20 protein-coding genes are annotated in these 25,329 nt (G+C 60.5%); 15 read left to right on the top strand and 5 right to left on the bottom strand.

Translation table 11 applies throughout. The annotated features are described in order from the left end of the window. Positions 1-22 precede the first annotated feature (22 nt). From AR689_RS01555 to AR689_RS01500, 10 genes are all read left to right on the top strand, one after another. Positions 23-1,486, top strand: a complete 1,464-nt coding sequence (locus AR689_RS01555) for an APC family permease (protein ID WP_062065824.1) — start codon at positions 23-25, stop codon at positions 1,484-1,486. Positions 1,487-1,528: 42 nt separating this feature from the next. Next, complete coding sequence (locus AR689_RS01550; RefSeq protein ID WP_062065821.1) at positions 1,529-2,536, top strand: Gfo/Idh/MocA family oxidoreductase; 1,008 nt, start codon at positions 1,529-1,531, stop codon at positions 2,534-2,536. Between the two features lie 302 nt (positions 2,537-2,838). After that, the gene (locus AR689_RS01545) at positions 2,839-3,723 is read left to right on the top strand and encodes an ATP-binding cassette domain-containing protein (RefSeq protein ID WP_062066110.1); all 885 of its coding nucleotides are present in this window, start codon (positions 2,839-2,841) and stop codon (positions 3,721-3,723) included. Next, positions 3,720-4,718 (top strand): ABC transporter permease, encoded by a 999-nt coding sequence (locus AR689_RS01540; protein WP_231745402.1) that lies wholly within the window; start codon positions 3,720-3,722, stop codon positions 4,716-4,718. Before AR689_RS01545 ends, AR689_RS01540 begins: the two co-directional genes overlap by 4 nt. Positions 4,719-4,791: 73 nt before the next feature. After that, a complete protein-coding gene (locus tag AR689_RS01535) occupies positions 4,792-5,760 on the top strand; it encodes a sugar ABC transporter substrate-binding protein (RefSeq protein ID WP_062065818.1) in 969 nt (322 codons plus the stop codon). Between the two features lie 110 nt (positions 5,761-5,870). Then, positions 5,871-8,819: an FAD-binding and (Fe-S)-binding domain-containing protein gene (locus AR689_RS01530; protein ID WP_062065815.1), complete on the top strand. Its 2,949-nt coding sequence runs from the start codon at positions 5,871-5,873 to the stop codon at positions 8,817-8,819. Between the two features lie 576 nt (positions 8,820-9,395). Further along, on the top strand, positions 9,396-10,049 hold the full coding sequence (locus AR689_RS01520; RefSeq protein WP_231745400.1) for a carboxyltransferase domain-containing protein: 654 nt from the start codon (positions 9,396-9,398) through the stop codon (positions 10,047-10,049). Between the two features lie 68 nt (positions 10,050-10,117). Then, positions 10,118-10,819 (top strand): TetR/AcrR family transcriptional regulator, encoded by a 702-nt coding sequence (locus tag AR689_RS01515; RefSeq protein ID WP_062065812.1) that lies wholly within the window; start codon positions 10,118-10,120, stop codon positions 10,817-10,819. A gap of 47 nt (positions 10,820-10,866) precedes the next feature. Further along, positions 10,867-12,330: an APC family permease gene (locus AR689_RS01510; RefSeq protein ID WP_062065809.1), complete on the top strand. Its 1,464-nt coding sequence runs from the start codon at positions 10,867-10,869 to the stop codon at positions 12,328-12,330. Positions 12,331-13,089: 759 nt separating this feature from the next. Then, positions 13,090-13,404 (top strand): glycoside hydrolase family 3 C-terminal domain-containing protein, encoded by a 315-nt coding sequence (locus tag AR689_RS01500; RefSeq protein ID WP_062065805.1) that lies wholly within the window; start codon positions 13,090-13,092, stop codon positions 13,402-13,404. 18 nt (positions 13,405-13,422) lie between these two features. Here AR689_RS01500 and AR689_RS01495 read toward each other — a convergent pair whose 3' ends face one another. Next, positions 13,423-14,673, bottom strand: a complete 1,251-nt coding sequence (locus AR689_RS01495; RefSeq protein ID WP_062065802.1) for a beta-ketoacyl-[acyl-carrier-protein] synthase family protein — start codon at positions 14,671-14,673, stop codon at positions 13,423-13,425. Positions 14,674-14,837: 164 nt separating this feature from the next. Here AR689_RS01495 and AR689_RS01490 point away from each other — a divergent pair, with 164 nt between their 5' ends. After that, positions 14,838-15,380, top strand: a complete 543-nt coding sequence (locus AR689_RS01490) for a TetR/AcrR family transcriptional regulator C-terminal domain-containing protein (protein ID WP_231745399.1) — start codon at positions 14,838-14,840, stop codon at positions 15,378-15,380. Positions 15,381-15,545: 165 nt separating this feature from the next. On the opposite strand, the gene AR689_RS01485 is transcribed toward AR689_RS01490, so the two are convergent. Genes AR689_RS01485 through AR689_RS01475 form a run of 3 tightly spaced genes read right to left on the bottom strand, consistent with a single transcriptional unit; the run spans position 15,546 to position 18,177 of the window. Continuing rightward, positions 15,546-16,118 carry a flavin reductase family protein gene (locus tag AR689_RS01485; protein WP_062065796.1) on the bottom strand — a complete coding sequence of 191 codons (573 nt, stop codon included), beginning with the start codon at positions 16,116-16,118 and terminating at the stop codon, positions 15,546-15,548. 2 nt (positions 16,119-16,120) lie between these two features. Then, on the bottom strand, positions 16,121-17,164 hold the full coding sequence (locus AR689_RS01480; protein WP_062065793.1) for a methionine synthase: 1,044 nt from the start codon (positions 17,162-17,164) through the stop codon (positions 16,121-16,123). Between the two features lie 20 nt (positions 17,165-17,184). Further along, positions 17,185-18,177, bottom strand: a complete 993-nt coding sequence (locus AR689_RS01475) for a DUF1852 domain-containing protein (protein WP_062065790.1) — start codon at positions 18,175-18,177, stop codon at positions 17,185-17,187. A gap of 120 nt (positions 18,178-18,297) precedes the next feature. On the opposite strand from AR689_RS01475, the gene AR689_RS01470 reads away from it, so the two are divergent. From AR689_RS01470 to AR689_RS01460, 3 genes are all read left to right on the top strand, one after another. Next, positions 18,298-19,239 (top strand): LysR family transcriptional regulator, encoded by a 942-nt coding sequence (locus tag AR689_RS01470; protein WP_062065787.1) that lies wholly within the window; start codon positions 18,298-18,300, stop codon positions 19,237-19,239. A 250-nt stretch (positions 19,240-19,489) separates the two neighbouring features. Continuing rightward, positions 19,490-21,889, top strand: a complete 2,400-nt coding sequence (ppsA, locus tag AR689_RS01465; protein WP_062065784.1) for a phosphoenolpyruvate synthase — start codon at positions 19,490-19,492, stop codon at positions 21,887-21,889. Beyond that, positions 21,890-22,732: a pyruvate, water dikinase regulatory protein gene (locus AR689_RS01460; RefSeq protein ID WP_062065781.1), complete on the top strand. Its 843-nt coding sequence runs from the start codon at positions 21,890-21,892 to the stop codon at positions 22,730-22,732. Between the two features lie 94 nt (positions 22,733-22,826). Here AR689_RS01460 and AR689_RS01455 read toward each other — a convergent pair whose 3' ends face one another. Further along, complete coding sequence (locus AR689_RS01455) at positions 22,827-23,750, bottom strand: AraC family transcriptional regulator (RefSeq protein WP_082697731.1); 924 nt, start codon at positions 23,748-23,750, stop codon at positions 22,827-22,829. Between the two features lie 206 nt (positions 23,751-23,956). Between AR689_RS01455 and AR689_RS01450 the strand changes: the two genes are divergently transcribed. Beyond that, positions 23,957-25,309: an ABC transporter substrate-binding protein gene (locus AR689_RS01450; protein WP_062065774.1), complete on the top strand. Its 1,353-nt coding sequence runs from the start codon at positions 23,957-23,959 to the stop codon at positions 25,307-25,309. Positions 25,310-25,329 lie beyond the last annotated feature (20 nt).

Raw genomic sequence — 25,329 nt, 5'->3', positions numbered from 1 at the left:
AAACTTTCGTGACGAGGATTACATGTCTAGCACAACAAGAGGTACGACGAAAACGCCGACCCAGACCAAGGACCATAAGCTCAGCGGCAATATGGGCGTAGGTGAGCTCGTGATGAACGTGCTCGCTTTCTCCTCCCCGCTGACGACAGTCGCGGGCACCCTGCCCGTGATGCTCCTCTTCAGTGGGCACACTGCTCCGGGCATCTACCTTCTGGTAACACTGATGCTCCTGATTTTCTCCGTGGGTTTTGTGAAGATGAGCCGCAGCGTGGAGGCGCCGGGAGGTTTCTACTCCTTCGTCACGGCAGGCCTGGGCAAACCCGCCGGCCTTGGAGGAGCGTTGCTTGCCCTCTTCGGATATGTGTTTATTGGGTTCTTCGCTCCGTCCCTCTTCGCCCTGACACTTCAGAGCTTTGTGGTCAATACGCTTAATGGTCCTGACATCCCGTGGTACTGGTACGGTCTGGGCATCATTGCCGTCACCACACTGCTCGCGTACAACCGCATTGATCTCTCCGCCAAGGTCTTGACGGTGGTCATGCTGCTGGAATCTGCAGTAGTTATCGTCTTTGACATCGCAGCCTTTGCGGCGGGTTCAGGCGAAGTTGTCCAGGGAATCGGCTTCTCCATGCCGTGGATAACAGACGCCGGCCTGGGTTTGGCGCTGCTGTTCGCCGTCGGAAACTTCTTCGGGTTTGAAGCGACGGTCATCTACAGGGATGAAGTCAAGAACCCGGACCGCACCATCCCCAGGGCCACCTACATTGCAGTAGTGGGAATCGGTTTGTTCTATGCTGTCGCCGCCTGGGCTTACACGACCTTCATTGGAGCAGACAAAGTTCAGGACCAGGCCGCCGCTAATACAGTTAACCTCTTCAACGACGGCGCCACTGCTCTGGTCGGCAAGATCTTTGCGGATGTGGCGGTGGTATTGCTGATCACCTCGATCCTGGCTTCGATGCTCTCCATCCAAAATATTGCCGCGAGGTACAGCTTCTCGCTGGCAGCCGATGGGGCGCTACCGTCCGTGCTGAGCCGGGTCCATCCCCGGCACAAGTCGCCTTACGTGTCAGCCTTGGCAGTGGGCCTGGTGTGGGCCCTGGCCACGGTGGTCTTTACCGTGGTGGGCGTTGCCCCGGAGCTGCTGTATCCCATCGCCAGCGGCAGCGGAACCTTTGCTGTTCTCCTGTTGATGTTCATCACGAGCTTCGCTGTCCTTGTGTACTTTGTACGACGACGCCGCATCGCCCCTGAGTCGGTGTGGAAAACGATCGTCGCACCGGTCATCAGCGTCATCTTCCTTGGCGTGATCACCTACCTTGCGATTACTAACTACCCCGAGCTCATCGGGGGATCGGCCGTGATGACGGCGATCTTCATGACGTTCACTTTCGCCTTGTTCTTCGGCGGGATCGGGTACGCGTACTACCTGCGGTCACAACGCCCCGATGTGTACAGGCGACTGGGCCGGCAAAAAGTCGACTAAAAAACCAATCTCACCTGATCTTCAACTGTCTGGAGTTTTGCAATGACGCAACAAATCAGAGTTGGCCTCTTCGGCACGGGAAGAATAGGCCAAGTCCATGCCATGAGTGTGGCCACCTTGGATGAAGCCACCTTGTCCTGGGTCTGTGACCCTTTCGTCGAGGGTGCCAAGCAAACAGCCGCGGAGTTCGGGGGCCGCGTCAGCGATGACCCTCACGAGGTCTTCGCGTCAGGGGAGGTTGATGCTGTCATCGTAGCTTCGCCCACGAAGACCCACCTCGATCTTCTGGAGATGGCGATGGACGCCAACATCCCGGTGCTCTGCGAGAAGCCGATAGATCTGGACATAGACCGTGTGGATGCCCTGCGTACCAAAGCAGCGTCGGCGGGCGTGCCGATTGCCTTGGGCTTCAACAAGCGCTTTGACAGGCACTTTGTGGAGCTCAGGAGACGGGTGGGCGCCAACGAAATTGGAGCATTGGAGCAGCTGGTCATTACCAGTAGGGATCCAGCGGAACCGCCGGCCGCCTATTTGCCTCAATCGGGAGGAATCTTCCGGGACATGACCATCCATGACCTGGATATGGCGCGCTACTTCATCCCCGACATCGTTGAGGTGTCCGCGAGGGGTGCGAACGTTTTCAGCCATGGCATCCGAGAGGCAAACGACTTCGACTCCACGGTGGTCACTCTCCGGGGTTCCAAGGATGAACTCGTAACAGTCCTGAACTCGCGTCACTCGGCGTACGGTTACGACCAGCGAATTGAGGCTTTCGGAGCAACAGGGCTACTGCACGTGGGCAATAAAAGCGACAGCCTGGTGCGGCACTGGGGCACCCGGTCCGTCGAATCTGCCGGCCCTTACCAAGACTTCTTCTTGGAGCGATATGCAGAGGCCTACCGGCTGGAGGTTGCCGAATTCCTCCGCGCCGTCCGTGGCCTGCCGTCGAGAAGCCCGGGATTTGAGGACGGCCGGGCTGCTCTCATCCTTGCTGACGCCGCGGAGGAGTCGGCCCGGACCGGTGCTGCCGTGGCTGTGAGCCTCAACTAACGGCACACCTGGAGGCCGCCTGCCTGGGCCGTTGATGTTTCGCAACAACATTTACGGCCCAGAGCAGGCTTCTTTCTTTGTTGGTTGAAACGATTCATAATCGGTGTTCCAAAGTGGTACAGATGCTGAATTCGGGGATCCGTCAGAGTTCAGGTAAGTGAAACAGTGTGGTGAAGGTCACGCAGCGTCGGGATGTATTTGCAATTACCCGGGGCCAGCAGGGTCAAACAATGTTGATTGATCAGCCGTCACCAAAGGTGTTTCACCGGTTCATTTACATGGCCCTATCGAACGAGGATGAGATGACCGACGTACCACCGGCGACCCCTCCACTGGTCGCCCTCAACGACATACACAAGACATTCGGGGCGGTGTCCGCACTACGCGGCGTCAGCATCGATGTCCAACCCGGCGAAACCTTCGCTCTGCTTGGCGATAATGCCGCCGGCAAGTCCACGCTGATGAAAGTACTCACCGGCGTGTACCAACCCGATCAGGGTTCCATTGAACTTGACGGAAAGACCACGGAGTTCCCCACGCCATCCGCCTCCCGCGACCAAGGGGTGGAGATGGTCTACCAGGACTTTGCCCTGGCAGACAACCTGGATGTTCGCTCCAATATCTTCCTGGGGCGGGAGCCACAAAAGAATATCCTTGGCCCCTTGTTGCGGATTATCGACCGCAAAAAGATGGAGCTTGAAACCAAACGGGTGCTTGAACGCCTGGACATACCCATCAATCCTCGGCTCAAGGTCAAGCGGTTATCCGGTGGTCAACGTCAAGCCGTCGCCATAGGCAGAGCGCTGGCATTTGACGCCCGACTCATCATCATGGACGAGCCGACAGCGAACTTGTCGGTGGCCAAGGTGGACAAGCTCATTGAGGTGACCCAGCGCCTCAAGGATCTGGGCATTGCCGTCATCATCATCACACACCGATTAGACGAGGCCTTCGCCGTGGCTGACCGCTTTGCGGTCATGCGCCAGGGCCAAGTGGTGGGGCGGTTCCGCGTCGGGGATGTTTCGGAAGCCCAGGTGGCCCACTTGATCTCCCACGGCACCTTGGATGACTACATCGACGACGGTGCCGGCATCCCCGAAAAGCGCCGCAAAATCGGGAGCACTTCATCGATGGAAGTCGTCGATGTGATGGCAACTCCAGCCACTACGAACGGGAGTCACTCATGAGTCTCACCATGGAACGCGTCAAAACAAAGCTGGGGCCTGCGGACCTGAAAGAAGGTATGACCGCTACCAAGGTCAAGCGCTTCATCGGTGACTACGGGATCATCATACTTTTCGTGGTCATCCTCGTCTTTCTTGCCGCCGTAGCCCCGAACTTCCTGACCCTCAACAACATCGTCAATGTGGTCAGACAATCGTCCATCATCGGACTGATCGCCCTCGGGATGACCTTCATCATGATTACCGCCGGCATCGACCTTTCTGTTGGTTCGATTGTGGGTTTGGCGGGTATGACCTTCGCATTGCTGGCCCCGGCAAGCGGTGGAGCCTTTTGGTTGCCGTTGGTTGCCGGTCTTGCGGTAGGCCTGCTGGTTGGATTCCTGAGTGCAGCCTTGGTGGTATGGGGAGCCATCCTGCCGTTCCTGGCAACACTGGCAACCATGGCCATCGCCCGCACGGCAGTCCTGGTCATGACGGACGGCCAGGTTGTATCCGGGCTCAGTGGACCTGCTGAATGGCTCGGCTCGGGCTTCATAGGCCCGGTTCCCGTCCCGGTCATCATCTTCTTGATCGCGGCCATAATCTGCGAGTTTGTGCTCAGCAGGACAAAATTCGGTTCGCACGTTTACGCCGTGGGTGGCAATGAAGAATCTGCCAAGAAGGTTGGCATCTCCACCGGCCGTGTGCTGTTCACCGTGTACCTCATTGGTGGTGTGACAGCGGCGCTGGGTGGTTTGGTCCTGACTGCGCGTTTGGATGGCGCGGCCCCGGTGGCCGGCACTGGCTATGAACTCCAGGTGATTGCCGCCGTCGTCATTGGAGGAACGAGTCTCTTCGGTGGCGTCGGCACCATCCGCGGAACGGTCATCGGCGTTCTCCTGCTGGGTGTGGTGATGAATGGCATGAACCTGATGGGGGTCTCGTCGTACTTCCAGCAAGGCGTCCAGGGCATCATCCTGGTGCTCGCCGTGCTGTTGAACCGCTGGAAGTCGGACTGACCGCAACACCCGTACCAAGCAACAAAAAAAATCTCCCTCAGCACAGACAGAAAACCACCGAAAGGAACACACCATGGGAATGCGACGGAGTATCGCTGCGGCGGTCGCAATGATGGCAGCAGGTGCGCTTACGCTGACCGGCTGTGCCGGCAGCAGCAACGCAACCAGCAGTGGCGGGACAGGCAAGACCTACAACATCGGCGTTGTGGTCCTTGACCTCCAAGACCCGGATCTGGCCCACATGACGGACGCCATGAAAAAGACGGCTGATGAAAAGGGTGTCAAGCTCAACATCACCGACTCCAAGAAGGACGTAGGCAGTGAACTGAACCAGGTTGAGGACCTCCTCACCCGCCAGGTTGATGCCGTCATTATGCAACCGTTGGATGGTGACGCCAGCCAGAACGCCGCAAAGCGCGTTATCGCCGCCAACATCCCGCTGTTTATCCTGTCCACCGAGTTCGCCGAAGGCTCAGACGTTGGGTACAAGAGCTACATCGGGGTCGATGACACTGTGGCCGGTGAAATGCAGGCCGATTATTTGAACAAGGCGCTGCCGGAAGGTGGCAACATCGTGTTCGCCGCCGGTGTCTACGGAGCCTCTTGGACGGATCGCCGAAAGAGCGGCTTCGACAGCAAGATTAACAAGAACTTCAAGATCGTGGCGGAATTCCAAGCCAAGGGAAGCCGTGACGATGCCAAGCGCAACATGGAGGACACTCTTCAGCGCTTTGGCGCCGGCCAGATTGATGCGGTCGTGGCAAACAATGACGAGATGGCCATCGGTGCAGCCTCTGCGATTGCTGACGCTGGACGGACGGCGGAGTTCAAAGCAGTAGTTGGCGTCGATGGTACCGAACCAGCCATGCAGGACATCAAAGCCGGGACAATGTCGGCTACAGTCCGGCAGGACTCCGCTGGACAGGGTGCTAAAGCAGTTGAAGTGGTTACTGACTTCCTTAACGGCGGGAATGTCGAGAATCGCTACACCCTGCCCTTCACCCTCATCACCAAGGACAACCTCTCTGAGTTCTTGAAGTAGGACGTTCCAACAACCCAACGGGCACGGCGGTTCTCTCCGCCGTGCCCGTTCCGTTTTGGCACACCTCCGCACATGCCGCGGCTGCCTACACTTCAGGCGGACCACTACGAATGGAGAATGCGACCATGCCCCATGGTGACGATCGCGACGCGAACATCAGTCAGCTACTCGCAAGACTGCAGCATCACGGGATTGAGGTGGACGGCTCCCAGCGAAGACGCTCCGAGTACTCCTACGACGCATCCAACTACCGCGTGCGCCCGGCCGCTGTCGCCTTTCCTGGGAACATCGAGGACGTACGCACCGTTTTGCGCGTCTGTTCGGCGCTTGAGGTTCCGACGACCACACGCGGCGGCGGGACCTCGATGGCAGGCAACGCCATAGGCGACGGCTTGGTGATCGATCTTTCCCGCCATATGACATCGGTAGGAACCCTTGAGGCCGGGCAGAGGACTGTATGGGCCGATGCGGGGGTGGTCCTGGGAGAGTTGCGGACGCAGATTGAAACCATCACCTCCGGGGTGCTGACGTTCGCCCCGGACCCGTCGTCACTGTCGCGGGCCACAGTAGGTGGTTCCATTGGTAATGACGCATGCGGAAACCACTCTGTAGCTTACGGTCGCATGACCCATCACGTGCAGGAATTGGAGTTGGTGACCGCAGACGGCGCGTACCTTCGGGCGGGCCGTGATTTCCTGCGCGCAGTCGACCACAACGACATCCATTCCACTGCCCGGGCCCGTGAGCTTCTCGAAGGCCTGAAGTCGCTGGCGGCGGCAAACTTGTCACCTCTCCGCATGGAGCTGCAGACCATCCCGCGGCAAGTCTCCGGCTACCACGTGGGACACCTCTTGCCTGAACATGGTTTCAATGTTGCCAGTGCGCTGGCAGGCAGCGAAGGGACCTGTGCTGTTGTTGTGCGTGCCAAGGTGAAACTGGTGCCGAAGCCCCGCGCCACCGCACTGCTATGTCTGGGCTACCTCAACACCATTGATTCTGCCCGCGATGTCATGACCATATTGTCCACCAAACCGAGCGCGATCGAGGGTCTGGACGTCTCTATCGTGGACATCATGCGTCACCGTCGGGGACCGGCAAGCGTGGAATCACTGCCGGACGGCAATGCCTTCCTTATGGTCGAGTTTTCAGATGACACCCTTCACCAGGCCGCCGCTTCCTGTGAAGACCTTGTGGACAAGCTTCGGGCCGAGGGCCGTGTTGTCGACTACGCGGTGGTCACAGAACCCCTGGCGCGTGCCGCGATGTGGCGGGTCCGCGAAGACGGAGCAGGGCTCTCCTCGCGCCGGATTGACGGAATTCAAACATGGCCCGGTTGGGAAGATTCCGCCGTTGCTCCGGAACGCCTCGCTGACTACTTGGCGGACCTGCTTCCCCTGGTGAAAAAGTACGGCTACACAGCATTCATGTACGGCCACTTCGGTGCGGGGTGTGTCCACATGCGTTTGGATTACGATCTGCGCAGTGAGCCCGGGCGTCGCAATTTCACTGATTTCACCCGTGAAGCTGCCCAGCTGGTGGTGGCCCATGGAGGCTCGCTGTCAGGGGAACACGGTGACGGGCGGGCGAGAAGCGAACTGTTGTCGGTGATGTATTCCAAGGAGATGATGGGCATCTTCAAGGCGTTCAAAGAGCTGTGGGACCCAGCGGGGATTCTCAACCCTGGGGTCATCGTGGACCCCGTTCCGTTTACAGCCTCGCTGGCCTTGGAAGGCGTGGCCAAAGCCGGCCCCACGCACAGTGAACTGACGACGACGCCGACTGCCGCCGTCGTGCGGTCCTCTGACCGTGAGCTGCTTCCGGTGGTGAGTCCGTTCGTGGGAAACACCCATGCCTGCATTGGCGTGGGCAGGTGCCGCTCCACCACTGGCGGTTTCATGTGTCCCAGCTACCGCGCCACCAAGGACGAGAAGGATTCCACTCGTGGCCGTGCACGGGTGTTGCAGGAGCTGACCAGGGTTCAGGGGAGCAGTAAGGATGGATGGAAGAGCGCGGAAGTCCGGGAAGTGCTGGATCTTTGCCTGTCCTGCAAGGCATGTTCCGCAGACTGTCCCACGGGAGTGGACATCGCTGAGGCCAAGTCGGAGCTCGTGGATGAGTATTACCGCGGGCGTATCCGCCCCTTCACACACTATTCGATTGGGTGGCTGCCTCGGTGGCTCCCGTTGTTGACCCGCGTAGCGGCTCTGGCGAATAGGGGGACCTCCTTCCGGCCCTTCAGGACGGTGGGGGAGTGGTTGGGCATTAGTGCTCGACGGCGGTTGCCGGCTTTCGCGGCGAACGGACGGATCCGAAAGCGGGTACGGGAAGCCCGGTTCGAGGACAACGCAGACGTCCTGCTGTTTATCGACAGCTTCACCCGCGCTTTCAGGCCGGAGGTTATCCCGGCAGCGGCCCGGGTTCTTCGCGACTCCGGTAGCTCTGTGGGGTGTACGCCGGACGCCTGTTGCGGCTTGACCTGGATCTCCACAGGGCAACGTGATGGGGCCCGCCGGCGGCTGGCCCGGTTGATCAGCAGGCTCGACGATGGCACAGACAGGGATATCGTCGTTCTCGAACCCAGCTGTGCGGCCGCCATCCGCGATGAAGGTCCAAAAATGGTAGGCGGGCCGGCCGCTGCCCGAGTGGCAGCAAGGGTGCGGTCGTTTTCTGTAGCAGTGGATGAGGCCGTCAAACGCGGCTGGAAGCCCACGGCTCCTGCACCGGAAACAGCAGTACTGCAGACTCACTGCCACGAACACGCCGTGTTCGGCTCGGGTGCCCAGAAACGCGTCCTTGAGGCCTGGGGAGTTCCACGAGTAGTGGAGTCCTCGTCCTGCTGTGGCGTGGCCGGAAACTTCGGATTTGAGGCCGATCATTTCGATATGTCCATGAACGTTGCTGAGCACTCTGTCATACCCGCCCTTGCGAAGGGCGAGGCTGATGCCCTTGTGCTCACCGACGGATTCAGTTGTGCCATGCAGGTCTCACAGGTTGATGCCCGGCGTTCAAGTGCACACCTGGCCGTGGCACTGGATCCCAAACCCACTGAGTCAAATTAGATGGAGTACGTCGGCATATTTCTGATCCTGATCGCTGCCGGACTGCGGGTGATTGGCGATCATATGGCGAACTCGGCCCAACAACCACGAACCACGGCAAGCATGCGTGGCATCCCCAGCGTTCCACCACGAGCCGCGGCCTTTCTGGTGGCTGCGGCCGGGATCTTCATCTTTGTCACGAGCATCAGTTCGCGGTGAGTGGCCCCATCCAGGGCAGTGTCTCAAACTGACACGATCGACTTTGTGCTTAAAGGCTGATTCTGGAAGAGACCAATAAGCACGACTAGTTTGAGGGTTGAGCCCGATGATGAACAGGAAGCTCGCACAAGGACGGCACGTGGAGTGGCTCCGATCTTCGGCCCACTGCGGCCAGGCCGATTTGGGTGAACGCAGCGACTATCAGCCAAAGCGATCCGCCAGGCTCATCCATCGTCTCCTGCAGGACGTCACGGAAGGCCGAGAGATCGGCGACGCCACGCCCTGGCCTTCTCCCGGGTCCTAGCCCTTTATAAGCCGCGGTCCGTAGCGTCTGTTCCTGGCACTGTGCTCAAGCGCTACGGACCGCTTTCCCCCTCAATGCAGGAGACAGATTTGTCCATTCCGGTCCCCGCCGTCCTTGCCAGTGAGCCTGGCAAGGTGTTGGTTGAACTCCCACAGCCTGACTTCCGGGGTCCCCGCGCAACCGCATTCATCGAAGCTTTGCAATCTTTCGAGCCGTTAGGCATTACACGGTGCCGACGGCTCCGTGATGGTGTCATCGTGAACTACGACGTCGGCGCCTTGGAGGTGCACGAGCTGCGGGCGCTTCTGTTGGCCGCAGCCTCCAAGGTCAAGTACATGGTGGGGGACTTTTCTCCGTCTACGCATGTCTTGCCAGTGACGTTCGGCGGTTCGTTCGGACCGGATTTATCCATGGCCTCTGTGATGCTCGACTCTGCCGAGCGAACCCTCATTCGACGGATGTGCCGTTCCCGGCACACTGTCAGGTCATTTGCTGGGCCGGGTGCCTCCGTCTTCTGCGAAGTGCCGTGGGCGAAGGACTGGCTCCGAGCCCAGCCAGGCTTGTCTGTAAGAGAAGTGCCGAGAGGGTCCCTCACGCTTTCAGCGCAGGGAGTGACCGTTACGAGTCGCCGAGGCTACACAAATGAGCTTGTGGTGGGCAGGGTCCGAGACGACTTTCTTGACGTTCCGGCGGAGATACGGATGGGGGATTCAGTGTGGCTGAGATGAGGCAAAAGGTGCCTACCTAACGATAGTTAGCTACATTGGATCCAGCCGAACAACGTTGTGAGGATGTTATGGACCCTACGCCCCGCGAGCAAGCAAATGCTGCAGTCAGGAAGTTCCTGTCCGGTCATGACTGGTCAACCCAGACGCCTACCCGACAGCGAATACTCGCAGCTTTCCTGCACTTGGCGGCCGTCAAAGGCGTCAACGCCGTGACCATGAGGACCATGGGTCGCGAACTCGACATGAAAGCGCCCAGCTTGTACTCGAGCTTCCCTCGCGGCAAGGACGAAATCGTTGCCGAGTCGCTCCGCTGGTTTACCCATGGATTCGCCAGAGATCTCCTCGAAGCTGTCGAATCCACTAACACGCCGGAGGATTACTGGGCCGCGCTGGTCCGCGTCCATCTTTCGCAACAGCTCCAGCGACCGGAAGCCGATCTTTGGGACCTGCTGATAGCCACTGACAGGGCGGCCCGCTTCCTGAGCGACGACGCCCGTACTGAGGCCAACCAATGGCTGCGCCTGCACGAGGACATGTTTTCGGCTGCTGCCCGGGAGATGGGGTACCGCTGCAGGGCGCAGACCGTCCGGGTGATTCTCGCGCTCCTCGACGGCGCCGGCCGGTGGGTCGACAGGAGCGACAGTGACCAGGATTTCGCGGCGGCGTCGGATCGCGCTGTAGCTCTAACTCTTTCGGTTCTTGAGATCGATACTCAAAGGCGCCCCACGGATAGAGCGTTGTCCCAAGCTGGCACAATGTTGCTCCACTGAGCGCCGATACTGTGATTCGAAACTCAGCTATTAGTGACAGGGATTACATGAATAACGTAACGCTGGAATCGCCAAGGACGACGGTTCGAACCCAGGAGACCAGGCTCAACGGCAACATGGGCGTGGGCGAACTCGTGATGAACGTACTGGCGTTCTCCTCGCCACTGGCCACCGTTGCCGGAACACTGCCTGTGCTGTTGATGTTCAGTGGACAAACAGCCCCTGCCATCTACATTCTTGTCACTTTCATGTTGCTGATCTTCTCGGTCGGCTTCGTCAAAATGAGCCAGAGTGTACGAGGCCCCGGAGGCTTCTATTCCTTTGTCACCGCAGGCCTGGGCAAACCCGCCGGCCTCGGAGGAGCCTTTCTCGCCCTTTTTGGTTACATCTTCATCGGGTTTTTTGCGCCCTCGTTCTTCGGTGTAACGCTGCAGGGTTTTGTGGTCGAAACGCTGAACGGACCGGACATCCCTTGGTACTGGTATGCGTTGGGTATTACTGCCGCCACCACAATTCTCGCCTACAACAAGATCGACTTGTCCGCGAGGTTGCTGACGGTGGTGATGCTTCTCGAAGTGGCAGTTGTTGTCGTCTTCGACGTCGCGTCGTTTTCGGCCAATGGACTGGAGGCCGTCTCGTCCGTGGGGTTTGCCCTTCCTTCATTTTCGGACGCAACCTTGGGTTTAGCGCTCCTGTTCGCCGTAGGTAACTTCTTCGGATTCGAAGCCACCGTCATCTACCGCGACGAGGTCAAGAACCCTGACAAGACCATTTCAAGGGCCACATATAGTGCCGTTGTGGGCATCGGACTCTTCTACGCTGTAGCGGCCTGGGCCTTCATCGCATTCCTTGGACCTGAAAAAGTCCAAGCCGCAGCCGAAACCAACACGGTGAACCTCTTCAGCGATGCAGTCGCTGCTCTAGCGGGCAAGATCTTCGCGGACGTTGCCATGATCTTGCTCATCACCTCAGTTTTGGCTTGCATGCTCTCGATCCAAAACATTGCTGCCAGATACAGCTTCTCGCTCGCCGCTGACCATGCGCTGCCAGCAATCCTTGGGAGGGTACATCCCCGCCACAAATCCCCGTACGTTTCCGCTCTGGCTATCGGCCTCGTATGGGCAGTTGCCACCGTCGTCTTCACTTTTCTCGGCGTTGCACCCGACGCCTTGTATCCCATCGCCAGTGGGAGTGGCACTTTCGCCGTCCTCCTGCTCATGTTCATCACCAGTTTCGCAGTGCTCGTGTACTTCGTTCGCCGACGCAGTTTCGCGCCAGAATCGGTCTGGAAGACCATCATTGCGCCCCTCGTCAGTGTGGTGTTCCTGGGCATTATCACCTATCTGGCTGTCGCCAACTACCCGGAACTCATTGGTGGCTCGGCAGTCATGACTGTCATTTTCATGAGCTTCACCTTTGCACTCTTCATCGGCGGAATCGCCTACGCGCTCATCCTCAGGTCCAAACGGCCCGAGATCTATGCGCGGCTTGGGCGGCAGCAGATCGACTGAACCATTGTGCTGGTGTATCGGCGAGTCGCGCGATATTCCGGCGTTCCCGAAGCCTCGCCTTCTGCGAAACACTTACCCGTCGAACTCACTTCGTGGCCGGTGGCCACCCCAGAGCACCCTGGAGGACTCATGAATAGCTATTACCCACTCGCACTTCTCCTGGCGCGGCAGGAAGCTGCACAAAGCGCTCTTGAAACCGCGCACAGCGCCCTGCCCGGCGCGCCTGTCGTAGTCGAACGGCAGAGGCCTCATTCATTCCGGTGGGCCGCGTTGCGCGGGCGTTTTGCTACGCTTCTCCACCGCCTGGCCTGGGCGATTGAGCCGGGTGAGTACGGAACGCCGAACTCGGGATCATGACCTATCTACCACTCTCGTGGAATCAGGGCGCTTGAGCGGAGCGCTCACCGGGTCGTTCTTTTCGAAAGCTCGGTCTCGTGCATCGGGTTCTTCCGCTTACGCAGCCTGTCCGGACGGATTGTGTTCCCCAGTTCTCGCAGATGGTGTGGTGCGGACCATGTCCACACTTTCCGCCTCGGACTGGCTCGTGCGACCATCGGACTGGCCCGGATTCCGCATATTTCCGCCACTTCCAAGCGACGGCAAACCATGGGATCCCGTTCGAGTCCCACCTCGGGCACGGGATACCCCCGAGGTCTCGCGGATGACGCTCATGTGGCAGCGACTCCGGTCGAAGCGGACATAGCGATCGTCCGTCTCGATGCCCCTTAAGAGCCACACAATGATCTGTTCCTTGAGGCGATGTTCCACGCTGGGCGCCTTGAGCTCGATGTCGCCGCCGTGGCATGTATTGACGAGCTTGCGGCCCAAGTACCGGTGGTTCTTGTGGTCAACCTGGACCGACCCGCCATCCTTAGGCCGCTGGAACCGCACTGTTCGGCAATCTTGGCGACAATCGGCGTCTCCATTGAAGCCCTGAAGCGGGTGCTGACCGGGGCCGTCAATCCCGAAGGCCGGCTTCCCTTCGACCCCGATCAACTGAGGGTGTCCTCGAGTCCTAGAGCGATGTTCCAGGCGGCACTCTGGATCCTTTGTACGCTTACGGCTACGGCCTGAGGCGATTGGACGCGCCCCTCACTGATTCTTGCTGAAGATCAGGCTGACGTTCTGGCCGCCAAATCCGAAGGAGTTGGACAGTGCTGTGGGAAGTGTTCCGTGGCCCTGTTTGCTGATGTGACGCTGTTCGGTAACCAGGTCCAGCCCGATCTCCGGGTCCACGTTTCCGGGATGGAGGTTGCGGGTGGGAGGGATGATCCCCTGCGCAACGCTCCGGGCAGCGATGATGGCTTCGACAGCGCCGGCGGCCCCGAAGAGGTGTCCGAGGGATGCTTTGGGCGCAGTTACGGGGATGGTGTCGCTGAAGATGGCCCTGATGGCTTTCGCCTCAGCAAGGTCGCCAAGGGTGGTGCCTGTGGCGTGGGCGTTGACGTGACCCACCTCCGCAGCGTTCATGTCGGCGTCGATCAGGGCTTTGGTGATGGCGGTGATCTGGCCTTCGCCATCGTCCGCCGGTGCCGTCATGTGGAAGGCGTCGGAGGCGATTCCCACTCCGCGCAGGACCGCATGGACGGTGGCGCCGCGGGCCGTGGCGTGTTCGGCGCTTTCGAGCACAACGATGCCTGCTCCCTCGCCGAGGACGAAGCCGTCGCGGTCGGAGGCGAAGGGTCGTGACGCGGAAGCGGGCTCGGCCGTGAGGGTTGAGAGTGCCCTCGTTTGCAGGAAGGCGGCGACGGTGAAGGGCGTAATGGCGGCTTCGGCGCCGCCGGCAATAACAACATCAGCTTCGCCGGAGCGGATCAGCCTGGCGGCCAGGGCGATTGCTTCGGCGCCGGAAGAGCACGCTGAGACCGGGGTGTATGAACCTGCCTTGGCGCCATAGCGGATGCTCACTGCCGCGGCGGGTCCGTTGGCCATGAGCATCGGTACGGCGCGGGGGGAGACGCGGCGCTGTCCGCGGTTCTCCAAAGTGTCGTCCTCCCGGAGCAGGGTGCCGATTCCGCCCACGCCTGTTCCGATGGCTACGGCCAGCCGGGTGCCGTCCACCTGGGGTGAACCGGCATCCGCCCAGGCTTCCGCCGCGGCAACCATGGCGGCTTGCTGAACCCGGTCCAGTCGTTTGGCTTCGACGGCAGCAAGTCCGGTGGCGGGATCGGTAGCCATGGGTGCGGCGATGGTGACCGGGAGTCCGCTGTCCCACAGCATCTCCTGCCCGACGTCCCGCACCCCTGAAATGCCCTCAAGGAGGCCGGTCCAGGTGCTCTCGGCGGTGCCTCCCAGCGGTGTGGTGGCGCCCATTCCTGTCACAGCGATATCTCGTGCCCTCATAGCAACTCCTTTTTCTTGTATGGCATACAAGATATCCAGATAGTTGTATGAAGTACAATTTTTTATATGACCGCAGAGCTTCCCTCATGACCGTAGAGCGCAAGGGTAAACGTCAACCGGGCGGCCCATCCCAAGCCCGTGGCCACACGACCAGGGGCAGGATCTTGGACAGCGCGGTGAGGCTCTACCTCGCCAGTCCCTCCGCTGAGGTGAGCGTGGCGGCCATAGCCGCTGATGCCGGTGTATTTCCCAACCAAGTGACCTACTACTTCGGTTCCAAGGACTCGCTCTTCATCCACGCAGCCTTCCTTGCATTGCTCCACGATGCGGAGCGCGTGGAAGCGATCGGCCACAGCGCCGGAAGTCCCGAATCGTTCCGTAGGAACATGGCTCGCGTGGCGCTGATGCTCCCATCCATGCCGCTGGTGGTGCGTGCCTTGGCTGTGGGGACGTCCCGGCCCCCACTCGCGGCGGTAGTGGACCAGCATCTGAATCTGCTGTTTCGCCAGTCTGAGCGCTACCTCGGCCGCCTTCTGAAGCAGCGGCAATGGGACGTGCAGCGCACCATGCTTGTTGAAATCAGGACGTTTTGGAGCGCAGCTTTCGGAGCCACCCTTCTTTCGCAGGCTGGCGTCACGGGCTCCGGCAGTGACGTGGATCTGGCCGGCACGTTGACGGTGCGTGCTAAGTCGGCGGAAGTCTCTTAGTGGCAGATGCCCGGCAATCTGCACTAGGTGACGTGGCCAACTTTCCACAGGGCGGACGTGTTCAGACGTCGATAGTCGCGCCGAAGTTAACGAGGACGACGGCGGGAGTTACCTCCCGCCGTCGTGAGCCGTTCGGCTTGCCGCCTCGCATTGTTGGCGCGGCGCTCAGCCCTCAAGCTTGGAATGCTCGCCCAAGCGGTGCCAGGAACGGTTGTGGTAGACCAGAGCGTCGCCGGGTTCGCCCGCTTGGACGTCGCGCATCACGCGCGACTCCAGGGCGTGAACGGCGATGATGGTGGAGGTCCCCACCTCCATGCGATTGATGACGGCGCAGCGCACCCAGGCGCGGACATCCTCATACACCGCCTCGCCGGTTTCAAGGGCCGACCAGGGGTGGGTCTGGTCAAAGCGGTCGGCGCCGGGGGTCGCTCCAAACTTCGCCAGGCGGACGTCGTGCGCGTCCAGCAGGTGCACCACGACGGTTTCGGCGCGCGAGAGAACCTCGGACGAGGAGGACAGTGCCGAGACCGAGAAGATCAGCAATGGAGGTTCCGCACTCACTGACACCACCGACGATACCGTCAGCGCCACTGGGCCTTCGCCGGCATCGGCCGTGATGACGGCGACACCTCCGGGATGGCCACGGAACAGTGCTTTGAAGTCGTCGGCCGGGAGGGACTGAGTGAAAGTTTTCTTCGGAGCCCCGAGCCAAGTGTCTGTGGGATAGGCGTGAAACATCGCTACACCTTGGGGGCGGAGCGTTCAAGTTCCTCGCGAACGATTCCCGTCCCTGCGCTGAGAGCACTCAGCTTGGCCAGGGCGACGTCCCGGGGGAACGGTGCCATGCCGCAGTTGGAGCTGGCGATGAGCTTGTCCGCATCGACGAACTGCAGGGCCTTGCGGAGGGTGTCGGCCACCTCCTCCGGGGTCTCGATGGTCTCGCTTGCGACGTCGATGGCACCGAGCATGACCTTCTTGCCGCGGAGGAGCTCGATCAGGTCCATGGGCACGTGGGAGTTCTGGGATTCCAGCGAGATGATGTCGATGCTGGAGCTCTGCAGCAGCGGGAACGTTTCCTCATACTGCCGCCACTGTGAGCCGAGCGTCGCCTTCCAGTCATTGTTCGCCTTGATCCCGTAGCCGTAGCAGATATGCACAGCGGTCTCCGCACGCAGTCCTTCTGCCGCACGCTCAAGCGCAGCCACGCCCCAGTCCTTGACCTCATCGAGGAAGACGTTGAACGCCGGCTCGTCGAACTGGATGATGTCCACGCCGGCCGCCTCGAGTTCCTTCGCCTCCTGGTTCAGGATCGCGGCGAACTCCCAGGCCAGCTTCTCGCGGCTCTTGTAGTGGTCATCGTAGAGGGTGTCCACCATGGTCATGGGGCCGGGAAGAGTCCATTTGATCGGCTGGTCGGTGGTGGCTCGGAGGAACTTTGCGTCCTCGACGAATACCGGCTGCTCGCGGCGCACGGCTCCGACGACGGTGGGCACGCTGGCGTCGTAGCGATCGCGGATGCGCACGGTCTTGCGCTGTTCAAAGTCCACCCCGCTGAGATGTTCGATGAAGGTGGTGACGAAGTGCTGCCGGGTTTGCTCGCCGTCGCTGACGATATCGATGCCGCGTCGGCTCTGTTCGTGGATGGCGATGCGCAACGCATCCTGCTTGGCCTCGAGCAGCGCATCTCCCTCCAATTTCCACGGGGACCAAAGAGTCTCCGGCTGAGCGAGCCACGATGGTTTCGGCAGGCTACCGACAACGGTGGTGGGCAAAAGTGTGTTCATGATTGACGATTCTCCGTGGGTCAGTTGACGAGAGCGGGGTATTTGGCGGTCCACTGGTCCAGCAGGTCCTTGTGGGGCGTGATGAAGTGTTCCTCCGTAAATTTCGCCTGCGTGATCGCGAGTTGACTGCGCTCGACGCGGTCGTAAGCGATCTGGGTCCGCGAGTAATCCTGCTCTCCCAGGCTCGGCTGGTAGACGACGGCGGCGGCGGAGTTCGCGTTGTAGACCTCGGGGCGGTAGATCTTCTGGAAGGTCTCCATGGTGCTGATGGTGCCGATGAGCTGCAGGTTGGAGTAGTCGTTGAGCAGGTCGCCGCGGAAATAGAAGGCGAGCGGCGCAACGCTGCCGCGTGGCATGAAGTAGCGAACCTGCAAACCCATCTTCGCGAAGTACGCGTCCGTCAGTGAGAACTCGTCCTGTGAGTACTCGACGCCCAAGACCGGGTGATGGTTCTCCGTCCGCCGGTATGTCTTGCTCGTGGAGACGCTGATGCACACCACTGGCGGCTGCGGGAAGCGTTCCTGGCAGGCGGAGGAATCGAGGAATTGCTGGAACAGTTTGCCGTGCAGATCGCCGAAGTCCTCGGGAACGGTGGGCTTGCCTGACTCCGCTGCTGCCGCTGGCAGAACCACGCTGAAGTCGAAGTCGCGGACGTAGGAGGAGAAGTTGTTCCCCACGATCCCCTGATGGCGGACCCCGTTGAGCTGGTCGACGATCTGGATGTCGAGAACTTCGAACAGGGGGAACTGCCGATCCGTACCTTCCGCAGTGAACTCAATCTGCACGGAGACAATCTCAAGCTCGAGCGTGTAACGGTCCCGGTCCGGGTTGTCCCAGCTTGCGAGATCGTTGAAGCGGCGCCGAATCATGGTCAAGGCGTTGCGGAGGTTCTCCTGGCGGTGCTCGCCTCGTGCCAGGTTGGCGAAATTCGTGGTGATCCGGGACCCTTCTGACGGGGAGTAATCCTCGTCGAAGGGGGTGGTGGTGATGCTGAAGGTGAAGTCGTCTGCCATGTGCTGCCAATCCGTTGATGGGCCGGAGACGGCCTTTCAGAAGGTGATGTCTCCATGGTGCAGCCTTCCGGTGGGTATCAGGTAACTAGTGGTTACTATGCATTCATATAGAATTTCCCTATGCCCCAGATTTCGAGCGGATTGACCCTGCAGCAGCTCCGTTACTTCATAGAAGTTGCAGCTGAGGGATCGATCTCCGCGGCCGCTGATCTTCTCTACGTAGCGCAGCCGACAATGTCCGCCTCGATGAAGGACCTTGAGGCCCGGGTTGGCCGTGCACTCCTGCTTCGTTCCGCCCGCGGAGTCACCCTCACCGCCGACGGGGTAGAGTTCCTCGGCTACGCGCGACAGGTCGTGGAGCAGTTCGCTCTCCTCGAGCAGCGCTACCTCGGCAGGCCACCGAGGCGACGTCTGCTCGGGGTGTCAACGCAGCACTACTCGTTCGCCGTGGATGCCTTCGTCCGGATGGTCAAGGCCTCCGATGTGGCCGAATACGAGTTCTCGCTGCGTGAGTCCCGCACCTGGGACATCATCGAGGATGTCCGGACGCTCCGCAGCGAGATAGGCATCCTCTACCGGAACGATTTCAACCGGAAGGTCATCGACAAGCTGCTCCGTGAATCCGGGCTCGCATTCACTCCGCTTTTCCTCGCCGATCCGCACATTTTCATCTCACGGAAGAACCCGCTCGCCTTAAAAAAGCGTGCGACCCTCGATGATCTTGCCGGCTTGCCGCGGCTGACCTTCGATCAGGGGGCGAACAACTCTTTCTACTTCGCCGAGGAAATTCTCTCCACCTTGTCCAGTAAGCAGGAGATCCGGGTCTCTGACCGTGCCACCATCTTCAACCTCATGATCGGGCTCCACGGCTACACGATCTCGACGGGCATCATCAGCGGGCAGCTCGACCCGGAGATCGTCGCCATTCCGCTTGACGTTGACGAACGCATCGAGATCGGCTGGATCGGCCACGCCTCGATCCCGCTCACCGACCAAGCGCAGCGCTACCTCGGTGAATTGCGGGCCGTCGTCGCAGAATTCGGAGTAGCGCTACTCGACTGACCGCAGTTGAGCAGGCGGGTCTTTAGCCTTCGGTGATTGGATGTGTTTATTTCCGCTGAGCGAGTTGCCTGTTTCGCACTCACCCGATGTCGTTGGCATGGGCGGAGCACAAGTTTGATGACCTTTCGTTACTTCGTGCGCATGTTGCGCGAGTCACATCTATTTGCTTCCACTGAGCTGGTGCCTTGATCCTTGCATGACCTAGTTTTTTTAGCGCTTGTCTGAGCGTGCCCAATGGAGGACACAATTTATGACTAACGTTCTTTGGTTTTCTGAGCTTGGCTTGTCCGACCTTGACCAGGTTGGCGGCAAAAATGCATCGCTTGGGGAAATGGTCCGGAATCTCGCCAGCGCCGGCGTGAAAGTTCCGGGCGGATTCGCGACGACGGCGGACGCTTACCGGCGTTTTCTGGCGGAGTCCGGGTTGGATGCCCGGATCGAAGGCATCCTGGAAGGCCTGGACAGCAGCGACGTCACTGCTTTGGCCAAAGTGGGCCAGGAAATTCGCACCTTGATTCGTGAAACACCGTTCCCGGCCGGATTCGAAGGAGACATCCGGACCGCTTATGAGCGCCTTGCGCAGGAGCATGGTGGGGATGTGTCGTGGGCGGTGCGTTCCAGCGCCACGGCTGAGGACCTACCGGATGCATCATTCGCCGGTCAACAGGAGACGTTCCTGAACATCCGCGGCATCGACAACATTCTCCTGGCCATCAAGGATGTGTTCGCTTCCCTGTATAACGACCGGGCCATCGCCTACCGGGTGCATCACGGCTTCACGCATTCTGAAGTGGCGCTGTCGGCCGGTATTCAGCGGATGGTGCGTTCCGACGTCGGCGCCTCTGGCGTCATGTTCACCATGGACACGGAAACCGGCTTCACCGACGCTGTGTTCATTACGTCCTCGTATGGGCTGGGGGAGGCCGTGGTCCAGGGTGCTGTGAACCCGGACGAGTTCTACGTTTACAAGCCGGCCCTGGCAGCCGGTCGTCCGGCCGTACTGAAGCGCGGACTGGGGGAGAAAGCCGTGCAGATGATCTACACGGACTCGGAGGAAGTTGGCCGGACCGTTGACTTCGTTCCGGTGGCGCAGGATTTGCGGAGCCGTTTCAGCCTGACCGATGCCGAAGTCCAGGAGCTCGCCCGGCACGCGGTAGCCATCGAGGCACATTATGGCCGTCCGATGGATATTGAGTGGGGTAAGGACGGTGTGGATGGTGAGCTGTACATTCTTCAGGCCCGTCCGGAAACCGTCGAGTCCCGGAAGGCCGCCGGGACCACGTCCCGGTACACGCTCACGGAACGTTCCACGGTGCTGGTGGAAGGCCGGGCGATCGGTCAGCGGATCGGTGCCGGGCAGGTTCGGGTGCTGACCTCGATCGATCAGATGGCCTCCTTCCAAGAGGGTGATGTCCTGGTGGCGAACATGACGGATCCGGACTGGGAACCGATCATGAAGAAGGCCGCCGCCATTGTCACCGACCGTGGCGGACGGACCTGCCACGCAGCGATCATTGCCCGGGAGCTGGGTATCCCCGCCGTTGTCGGTACCGGGTATGCGTCCCAGATCCTCAAAGACGGGGCCCCGGTCACGGTGTCCTGCGCTGAGGGGGAGGCCGGTCTGGTCTATGAGGGTTTGCTCGAGTACTCCTTGCACGAGACCAGCGTGGAGACCATGCCGGAAGCTCCGGTGAAGATCATGATGAACGTGGGTACCCCGGAACAGGCATTCAGCTTCTCCAAGCTCCCCAACCATGGCGTGGGCCTGGCGCGCCTGGAGTTCATCATCAACCGGCAGATCGGCATCCACCCCAACGCCTTGTTGGCGGTGGCAGGTGAAATCGAGCGCCCGGCTGCCCTGGATGACTACACCGTCCGGCAAATCCAGGAAAAGACCGCCGCTTACGACGGTCCCCGCGACTACTACGTCCGCTGCCTGGCCGAAGGCATCGCCACCATCGCGGCGGCGTTCGCGCCGGAACCGGTCATCATCCGGCTCTCGGACTTCAAGTCCAACGAGTACGCCAACCTCATCGGTGGTCCGGCTTTCGAGCCGGAGGAGGAGAACCCGATGATCGGGTACCGTGGCGCGTCCCGGTACCTGTCGGCGTCCTTCCGCCAAGCGTTCGAACTCGAATGCGAAGCTTTGAAGTACGTCCGCAACGAGATGGGCCTGAACAACATCAAGCTCATGGTCCCGTTCGTCCGGACCCTGGACGAGGCCCGCGGTGTGACCGAGCTCCTCGCCGCCAATGGGCTCCGCCGGGGCGAGGATGGGTTGGAGATCGTGATGATGTGCGAACTGCCGGCCAACGCACTCCTGGCCGATGAGTTCCTGGAGTACTTCGATGGTTTCTCCATTGGCTCCAACGACCTCACCCAGCTCACTCTGGGACTGGATCGTGACTCCGCCCTGGTTGCTGAGGGCTTCGATGAGCGGAATCCGGCCGTGACCAAACTGCTGGAAATGGCGATCACGGCGTGCCGCGCCAAGGGCCGGTACGTGGGGATCTGCGGCCAGGGTCCCAGCGACCACCCGGACTTTGCCGAGTGGCTGCTCGGACAGGGCATCAGTTCGATTTCTCTGAACCCCGATGCCGTGACCGAGACCTGGCTGCGCTTGGCCCGTACCACCAGCACCACCGTCTAAATGGCAGACCACACCACCGTGGGGGCGGGCTCCTCGCCTGCCCCTACGGTGTTCTTCCTTTCCGACAGCACCGGAATCACGGCTGAAACACTCGGCAACACGCTGCTGACGCAGTTTCCGGGCCAGCGGCTGGAACGGCGCACCATCCCGTTCATCACCACCAGCGAGCAAGCGCGTGAGGTGGTGGCACTGATCGACCGGGTCGCGGACAGTGGTTCCCTGCCGATCATCTTTTCCACGGCTGTGGGGCAGGACATCCGAGCCATCCTTTCCCGGAGCCGCGGGCAGTTCTTTGACTTGTTCGGCACGCACATCGGACAACTCGAACAGACCCTTGGTGCGCAGGCCAACGGCAAGCCCGGCCAGGCCCACGGCGTGGGTGACGCCGTCCGCTACCAATCCCGCATGGCCGCCGTCGAATACGCGATAGAGCACGACGACGGTCAGTCGCTTCGGGCGCTCGAACGCGCCGAGCTGATACTCATCGCCCCGTCGCGGTGCGGGAAAACTCCCACCACCATGTACCTGGCCCTGCAACACGGCATCCTCGCCGCGAACTTCCCCCTGGTGGAGGAAGACTTCGACACCATGACCCTCCCGAAACCCTTGCTGCCTTTCGCGAGCAAATGTTTCGGGCTGACCTCCCAGCCCGTCCGCCTCAGCCAGATCCGGCAGGAACGCCGCCCGGGCAGCAACTACGCCTCGCTGAATCAGTGCGCTTTTGAGCTGCGCAATGCCGAGGACATGTACCAGGCCAACAACGTCCCCTACGTCAACTCCGCATCAATGTCCGTGGAAGAAATATCCGCCACTGTCCTCCAACGGATGCAGCTGCACCACTGAACGGCGACGGCGGAAAATTCATGCAATGAGACGCCGATGACCTAGTCCCCGCGACAGCATCGGCCCCACGTGGAGGGGGTCGGCAATTTCCACGCTAAGTCCGCGCATGATGCCTGAACTGCCGCGGTGTCGCGCCTACTTCTTTGAGGAATTGGCGGTTGAAGTTGGAGAGGTTGCTGAAGCCCACTTCGTAGCAAACGTCTGAGACTGGTTTGTCGGTTCGTTCCAGGAGCCGCTTTGCGTGGGCGAGCCGCAGCTTCCGGACGAGGTCTGTGAAGTTTTGGCCCGTTGAGCGCTTGAAGTATTTGGAGAACGTTGGTTCGGCCATTCCCACCAGGGCTGCGGCCTCTGACATGGAGACGTTGCCGGCGTGGTTGCTGAAGACGTATTCCAGGACGATGTCCACTACTGCTTCGGCTTGTCCGTCCAATTGGGGACGGAACCATTCATCGGCGAGGTAGTGACGGTCGTGATCGGGTGCCCGGCTGAGGGTGGCAAACAGCGCCAGGAGGTTGTGCAGCCGCTCCAGGCCTGTGGACGTTCCCATGGCTTCAATGGACGCCGCTGCAGTTGTGGCTGTGACACCTGTGTATTCAATGCCGCGGACGGACTGCTCCAGGAGGGGCCGCACTTCGGCGAGTTCCGGGACCAGTGCGGCCGTCTGTTCCACCCATTTTCCGTCGAATTGGATCACGGCGTCGCGGTTAACCAGCACCTGGCCGGGTTCGAGGTCGCTGACCCAGTCGTGGGGGAGTCCAGACCCCACTAAGGCAACGTGGCCGGCCTCGAAGGTGCCGATGTAGTCACCCACGATGAACTTCCCGGAGCCCTTGCGGATCAGATGGATCTCGTACTCGGGGTGGTAATTCCAACGAGCTACCGGGCTGGGGTAGTCATGCTGATGCCATCGGACCGAATGGTTCGGATCTTCGGGAATCACTTCACGGTTGGCGCGCATCCCCACTAGACGTTGGGCCAAGCGTGTGGAAGACCCGTCGCTCGATGGTGTGGAATTCATGGGGGCCTCCCGCAGGATAGGGAAAATTAGTATCAGTATGCGTCATCAGTGACGCTAGTTGTGTGCTGCCCCACAGGCCTAGTGTTGAGGAACACAGTGAGGCGCCCCGGACTTCCCGGCAGAATGCCCCGCTCTGGTCTTGTACTTCCACGCAGTAGTTGGAGTGCGGAGACTGCGCACCCCCATGAAGAACGAAGGAGTCCTCAATGCGCCCAAAAACACGTGTGTCAGGCCTTGCGGCCGGCGCTTTGTGCATCGCGCTGACCGCCACGGCCTGTGCCGGAGCTGGTGGAACGGGAACCGGTGATCGGAACAGTATCAGCGTCCTGATGGTCAACAACCCGCAGATGGAAGACCTGCAGCGGCTTACCGCTGACAATTTCACCAAGGAGACCGGCATCAAGGTCAACTACACGGTGCTGCCAGAGAATGACGTCCGGGCGAAGATCAGCCAGGAGTTTTCCAGCCAAGCCGGGCAATACGATGTCGCTTCCTTGTCCAACTATGAGATCCCGTTTTACTCGGCCAATGGCTGGTTGGCGCCGCTGGATAACGTTGCCAAGGACCCTGACTTCGAGCAGGCCGACATTCTGCCCGCCTACACTGCATCGCTGACCGGCGCGGACGGCAAACTTTACGGTGAGCCGTTTTATGGTGAGTCGTCCTTCCTCATGTACCGCAAGGATGTTTTCAAGGCCAAGGGCCTGAGCATGCCGGAGATGCCGACCTGGGATGAGGTGGCAGACCTCGCCGCGAAGGTCGACGGGGCTGAGCCCGGGATGAAGGGGATCTGCCTGCGTGGCCAGCCGGGGTGGGGGCAGGTCTTTGCGCCGCTCACTACCGTGGTCAACACCTTTGGTGGTACGTGGTTCGACAAAGACTGGAACGCCAAGGTGAACTCGCCCGAGTTCAAAGAAGCAACAGAGTTCTACACCACGTTGGTCCGCGAGCACGGTCAAGCCGGCGCAGCCCAAGCCGGCTTCACTGAATGCCTGAACAACCTCACCCAAAGCAAAGTGGCCATGTGGTACGACGCCACTTCGGCCGCTGGAGCACTGGAGGCCGAAGCTTCCCCGGTGAAGGGAAAGATCGGTTATGCGCAGGCACCGGTCAAGGAGACCTCCTCCTCGGGTTGGCTGTGGACGTGGTCCTGGGCTTTGCAGGCGGCCTCCAAGAAAAAGGATTCCGCTGAGAAGTTCATCGCTTGGGCAAGTTCCAAGGACTACGAGGAGCTGGTGGCCTCCAAACTTGGTTGGGCCAAGGTGCCATCGGGCAAGCGGATTTCCACCTACGAGAATACCGATTTCCAGGATGCTGCACCGTTCTTTGAAGCCGAGCGCTTTGCCATCGAGAATGCAGACCCCAAGAACCCCGGCCTGCAGGAACGTCCCGCCGTCGGAATCCAGTTCGTCGGGATCCCCGAGTTCGCTGCGTTGGGCACCAACGTCTCCCAAGGCGTCAGCTCGGCCATTGCCGGGCAGGGGAGCGTGGCTGACGCTTTGGCCAAGGGCCAGGAAGCCGCGCAAAAGGTCGGCGACAAGTACAAGAACAAGCAATAACCGAACAGCAGGAGAACATC

Origin of the sequence: Arthrobacter sp. EpRS71 (assembly GCF_001512285.1) — a bacterium.
Taxonomy (GTDB): domain Bacteria; phylum Actinomycetota; class Actinomycetes; order Actinomycetales; family Micrococcaceae; genus Arthrobacter.
Note: the sequence above shows the minus strand (reverse complement) of the source record. Positions and strands in the feature narration are given on the sequence as shown.

Coding starts and splice junctions, on each gene's coding strand:
- AR689_RS01555 (WP_062065824.1), top strand. CDS start 23: ATGTCTAGCACAACAAGAGGTACGACGAAAACGCCGACCCAGACCAAG.
- AR689_RS01550 (WP_062065821.1), top strand. CDS start 1,529: ATGACGCAACAAATCAGAGTTGGCCTCTTCGGCACGGGAAGAATAGGC.
- AR689_RS01545 (WP_062066110.1), top strand. CDS start 2,839: ATGACCGACGTACCACCGGCGACCCCTCCACTGGTCGCCCTCAACGAC.
- AR689_RS01540 (WP_231745402.1), top strand. CDS start 3,720: ATGAGTCTCACCATGGAACGCGTCAAAACAAAGCTGGGGCCTGCGGAC.
- AR689_RS01535 (WP_062065818.1), top strand. CDS start 4,792: ATGGGAATGCGACGGAGTATCGCTGCGGCGGTCGCAATGATGGCAGCA.
- AR689_RS01530 (WP_062065815.1), top strand. CDS start 5,871: ATGGAGAATGCGACCATGCCCCATGGTGACGATCGCGACGCGAACATC.
- AR689_RS01520 (WP_231745400.1), top strand. CDS start 9,396: ATGCAGGAGACAGATTTGTCCATTCCGGTCCCCGCCGTCCTTGCCAGT.
- AR689_RS01515 (WP_062065812.1), top strand. CDS start 10,118: ATGGACCCTACGCCCCGCGAGCAAGCAAATGCTGCAGTCAGGAAGTTC.
- AR689_RS01510 (WP_062065809.1), top strand. CDS start 10,867: ATGAATAACGTAACGCTGGAATCGCCAAGGACGACGGTTCGAACCCAG.
- AR689_RS01500 (WP_062065805.1), top strand. CDS start 13,090: ATGTTCCACGCTGGGCGCCTTGAGCTCGATGTCGCCGCCGTGGCATGT.
- AR689_RS01495 (WP_062065802.1), bottom strand. CDS start 14,673: ATGAGGGCACGAGATATCGCTGTGACAGGAATGGGCGCCACCACACCG.
- AR689_RS01485 (WP_062065796.1), bottom strand. CDS start 16,118: ATGTTTCACGCCTATCCCACAGACACTTGGCTCGGGGCTCCGAAGAAA.
- AR689_RS01480 (WP_062065793.1), bottom strand. CDS start 17,164: ATGAACACACTTTTGCCCACCACCGTTGTCGGTAGCCTGCCGAAACCA.
- AR689_RS01475 (WP_062065790.1), bottom strand. CDS start 18,177: ATGGCAGACGACTTCACCTTCAGCATCACCACCACCCCCTTCGACGAG.
- AR689_RS01470 (WP_062065787.1), top strand. CDS start 18,298: ATGCCCCAGATTTCGAGCGGATTGACCCTGCAGCAGCTCCGTTACTTC.
- ppsA (WP_062065784.1), top strand. CDS start 19,490: ATGACTAACGTTCTTTGGTTTTCTGAGCTTGGCTTGTCCGACCTTGAC.
- AR689_RS01460 (WP_062065781.1), top strand. CDS start 21,890: ATGGCAGACCACACCACCGTGGGGGCGGGCTCCTCGCCTGCCCCTACG.
- AR689_RS01455 (WP_082697731.1), bottom strand. CDS start 23,750: ATGAATTCCACACCATCGAGCGACGGGTCTTCCACACGCTTGGCCCAA.
- AR689_RS01450 (WP_062065774.1), top strand. CDS start 23,957: ATGCGCCCAAAAACACGTGTGTCAGGCCTTGCGGCCGGCGCTTTGTGC.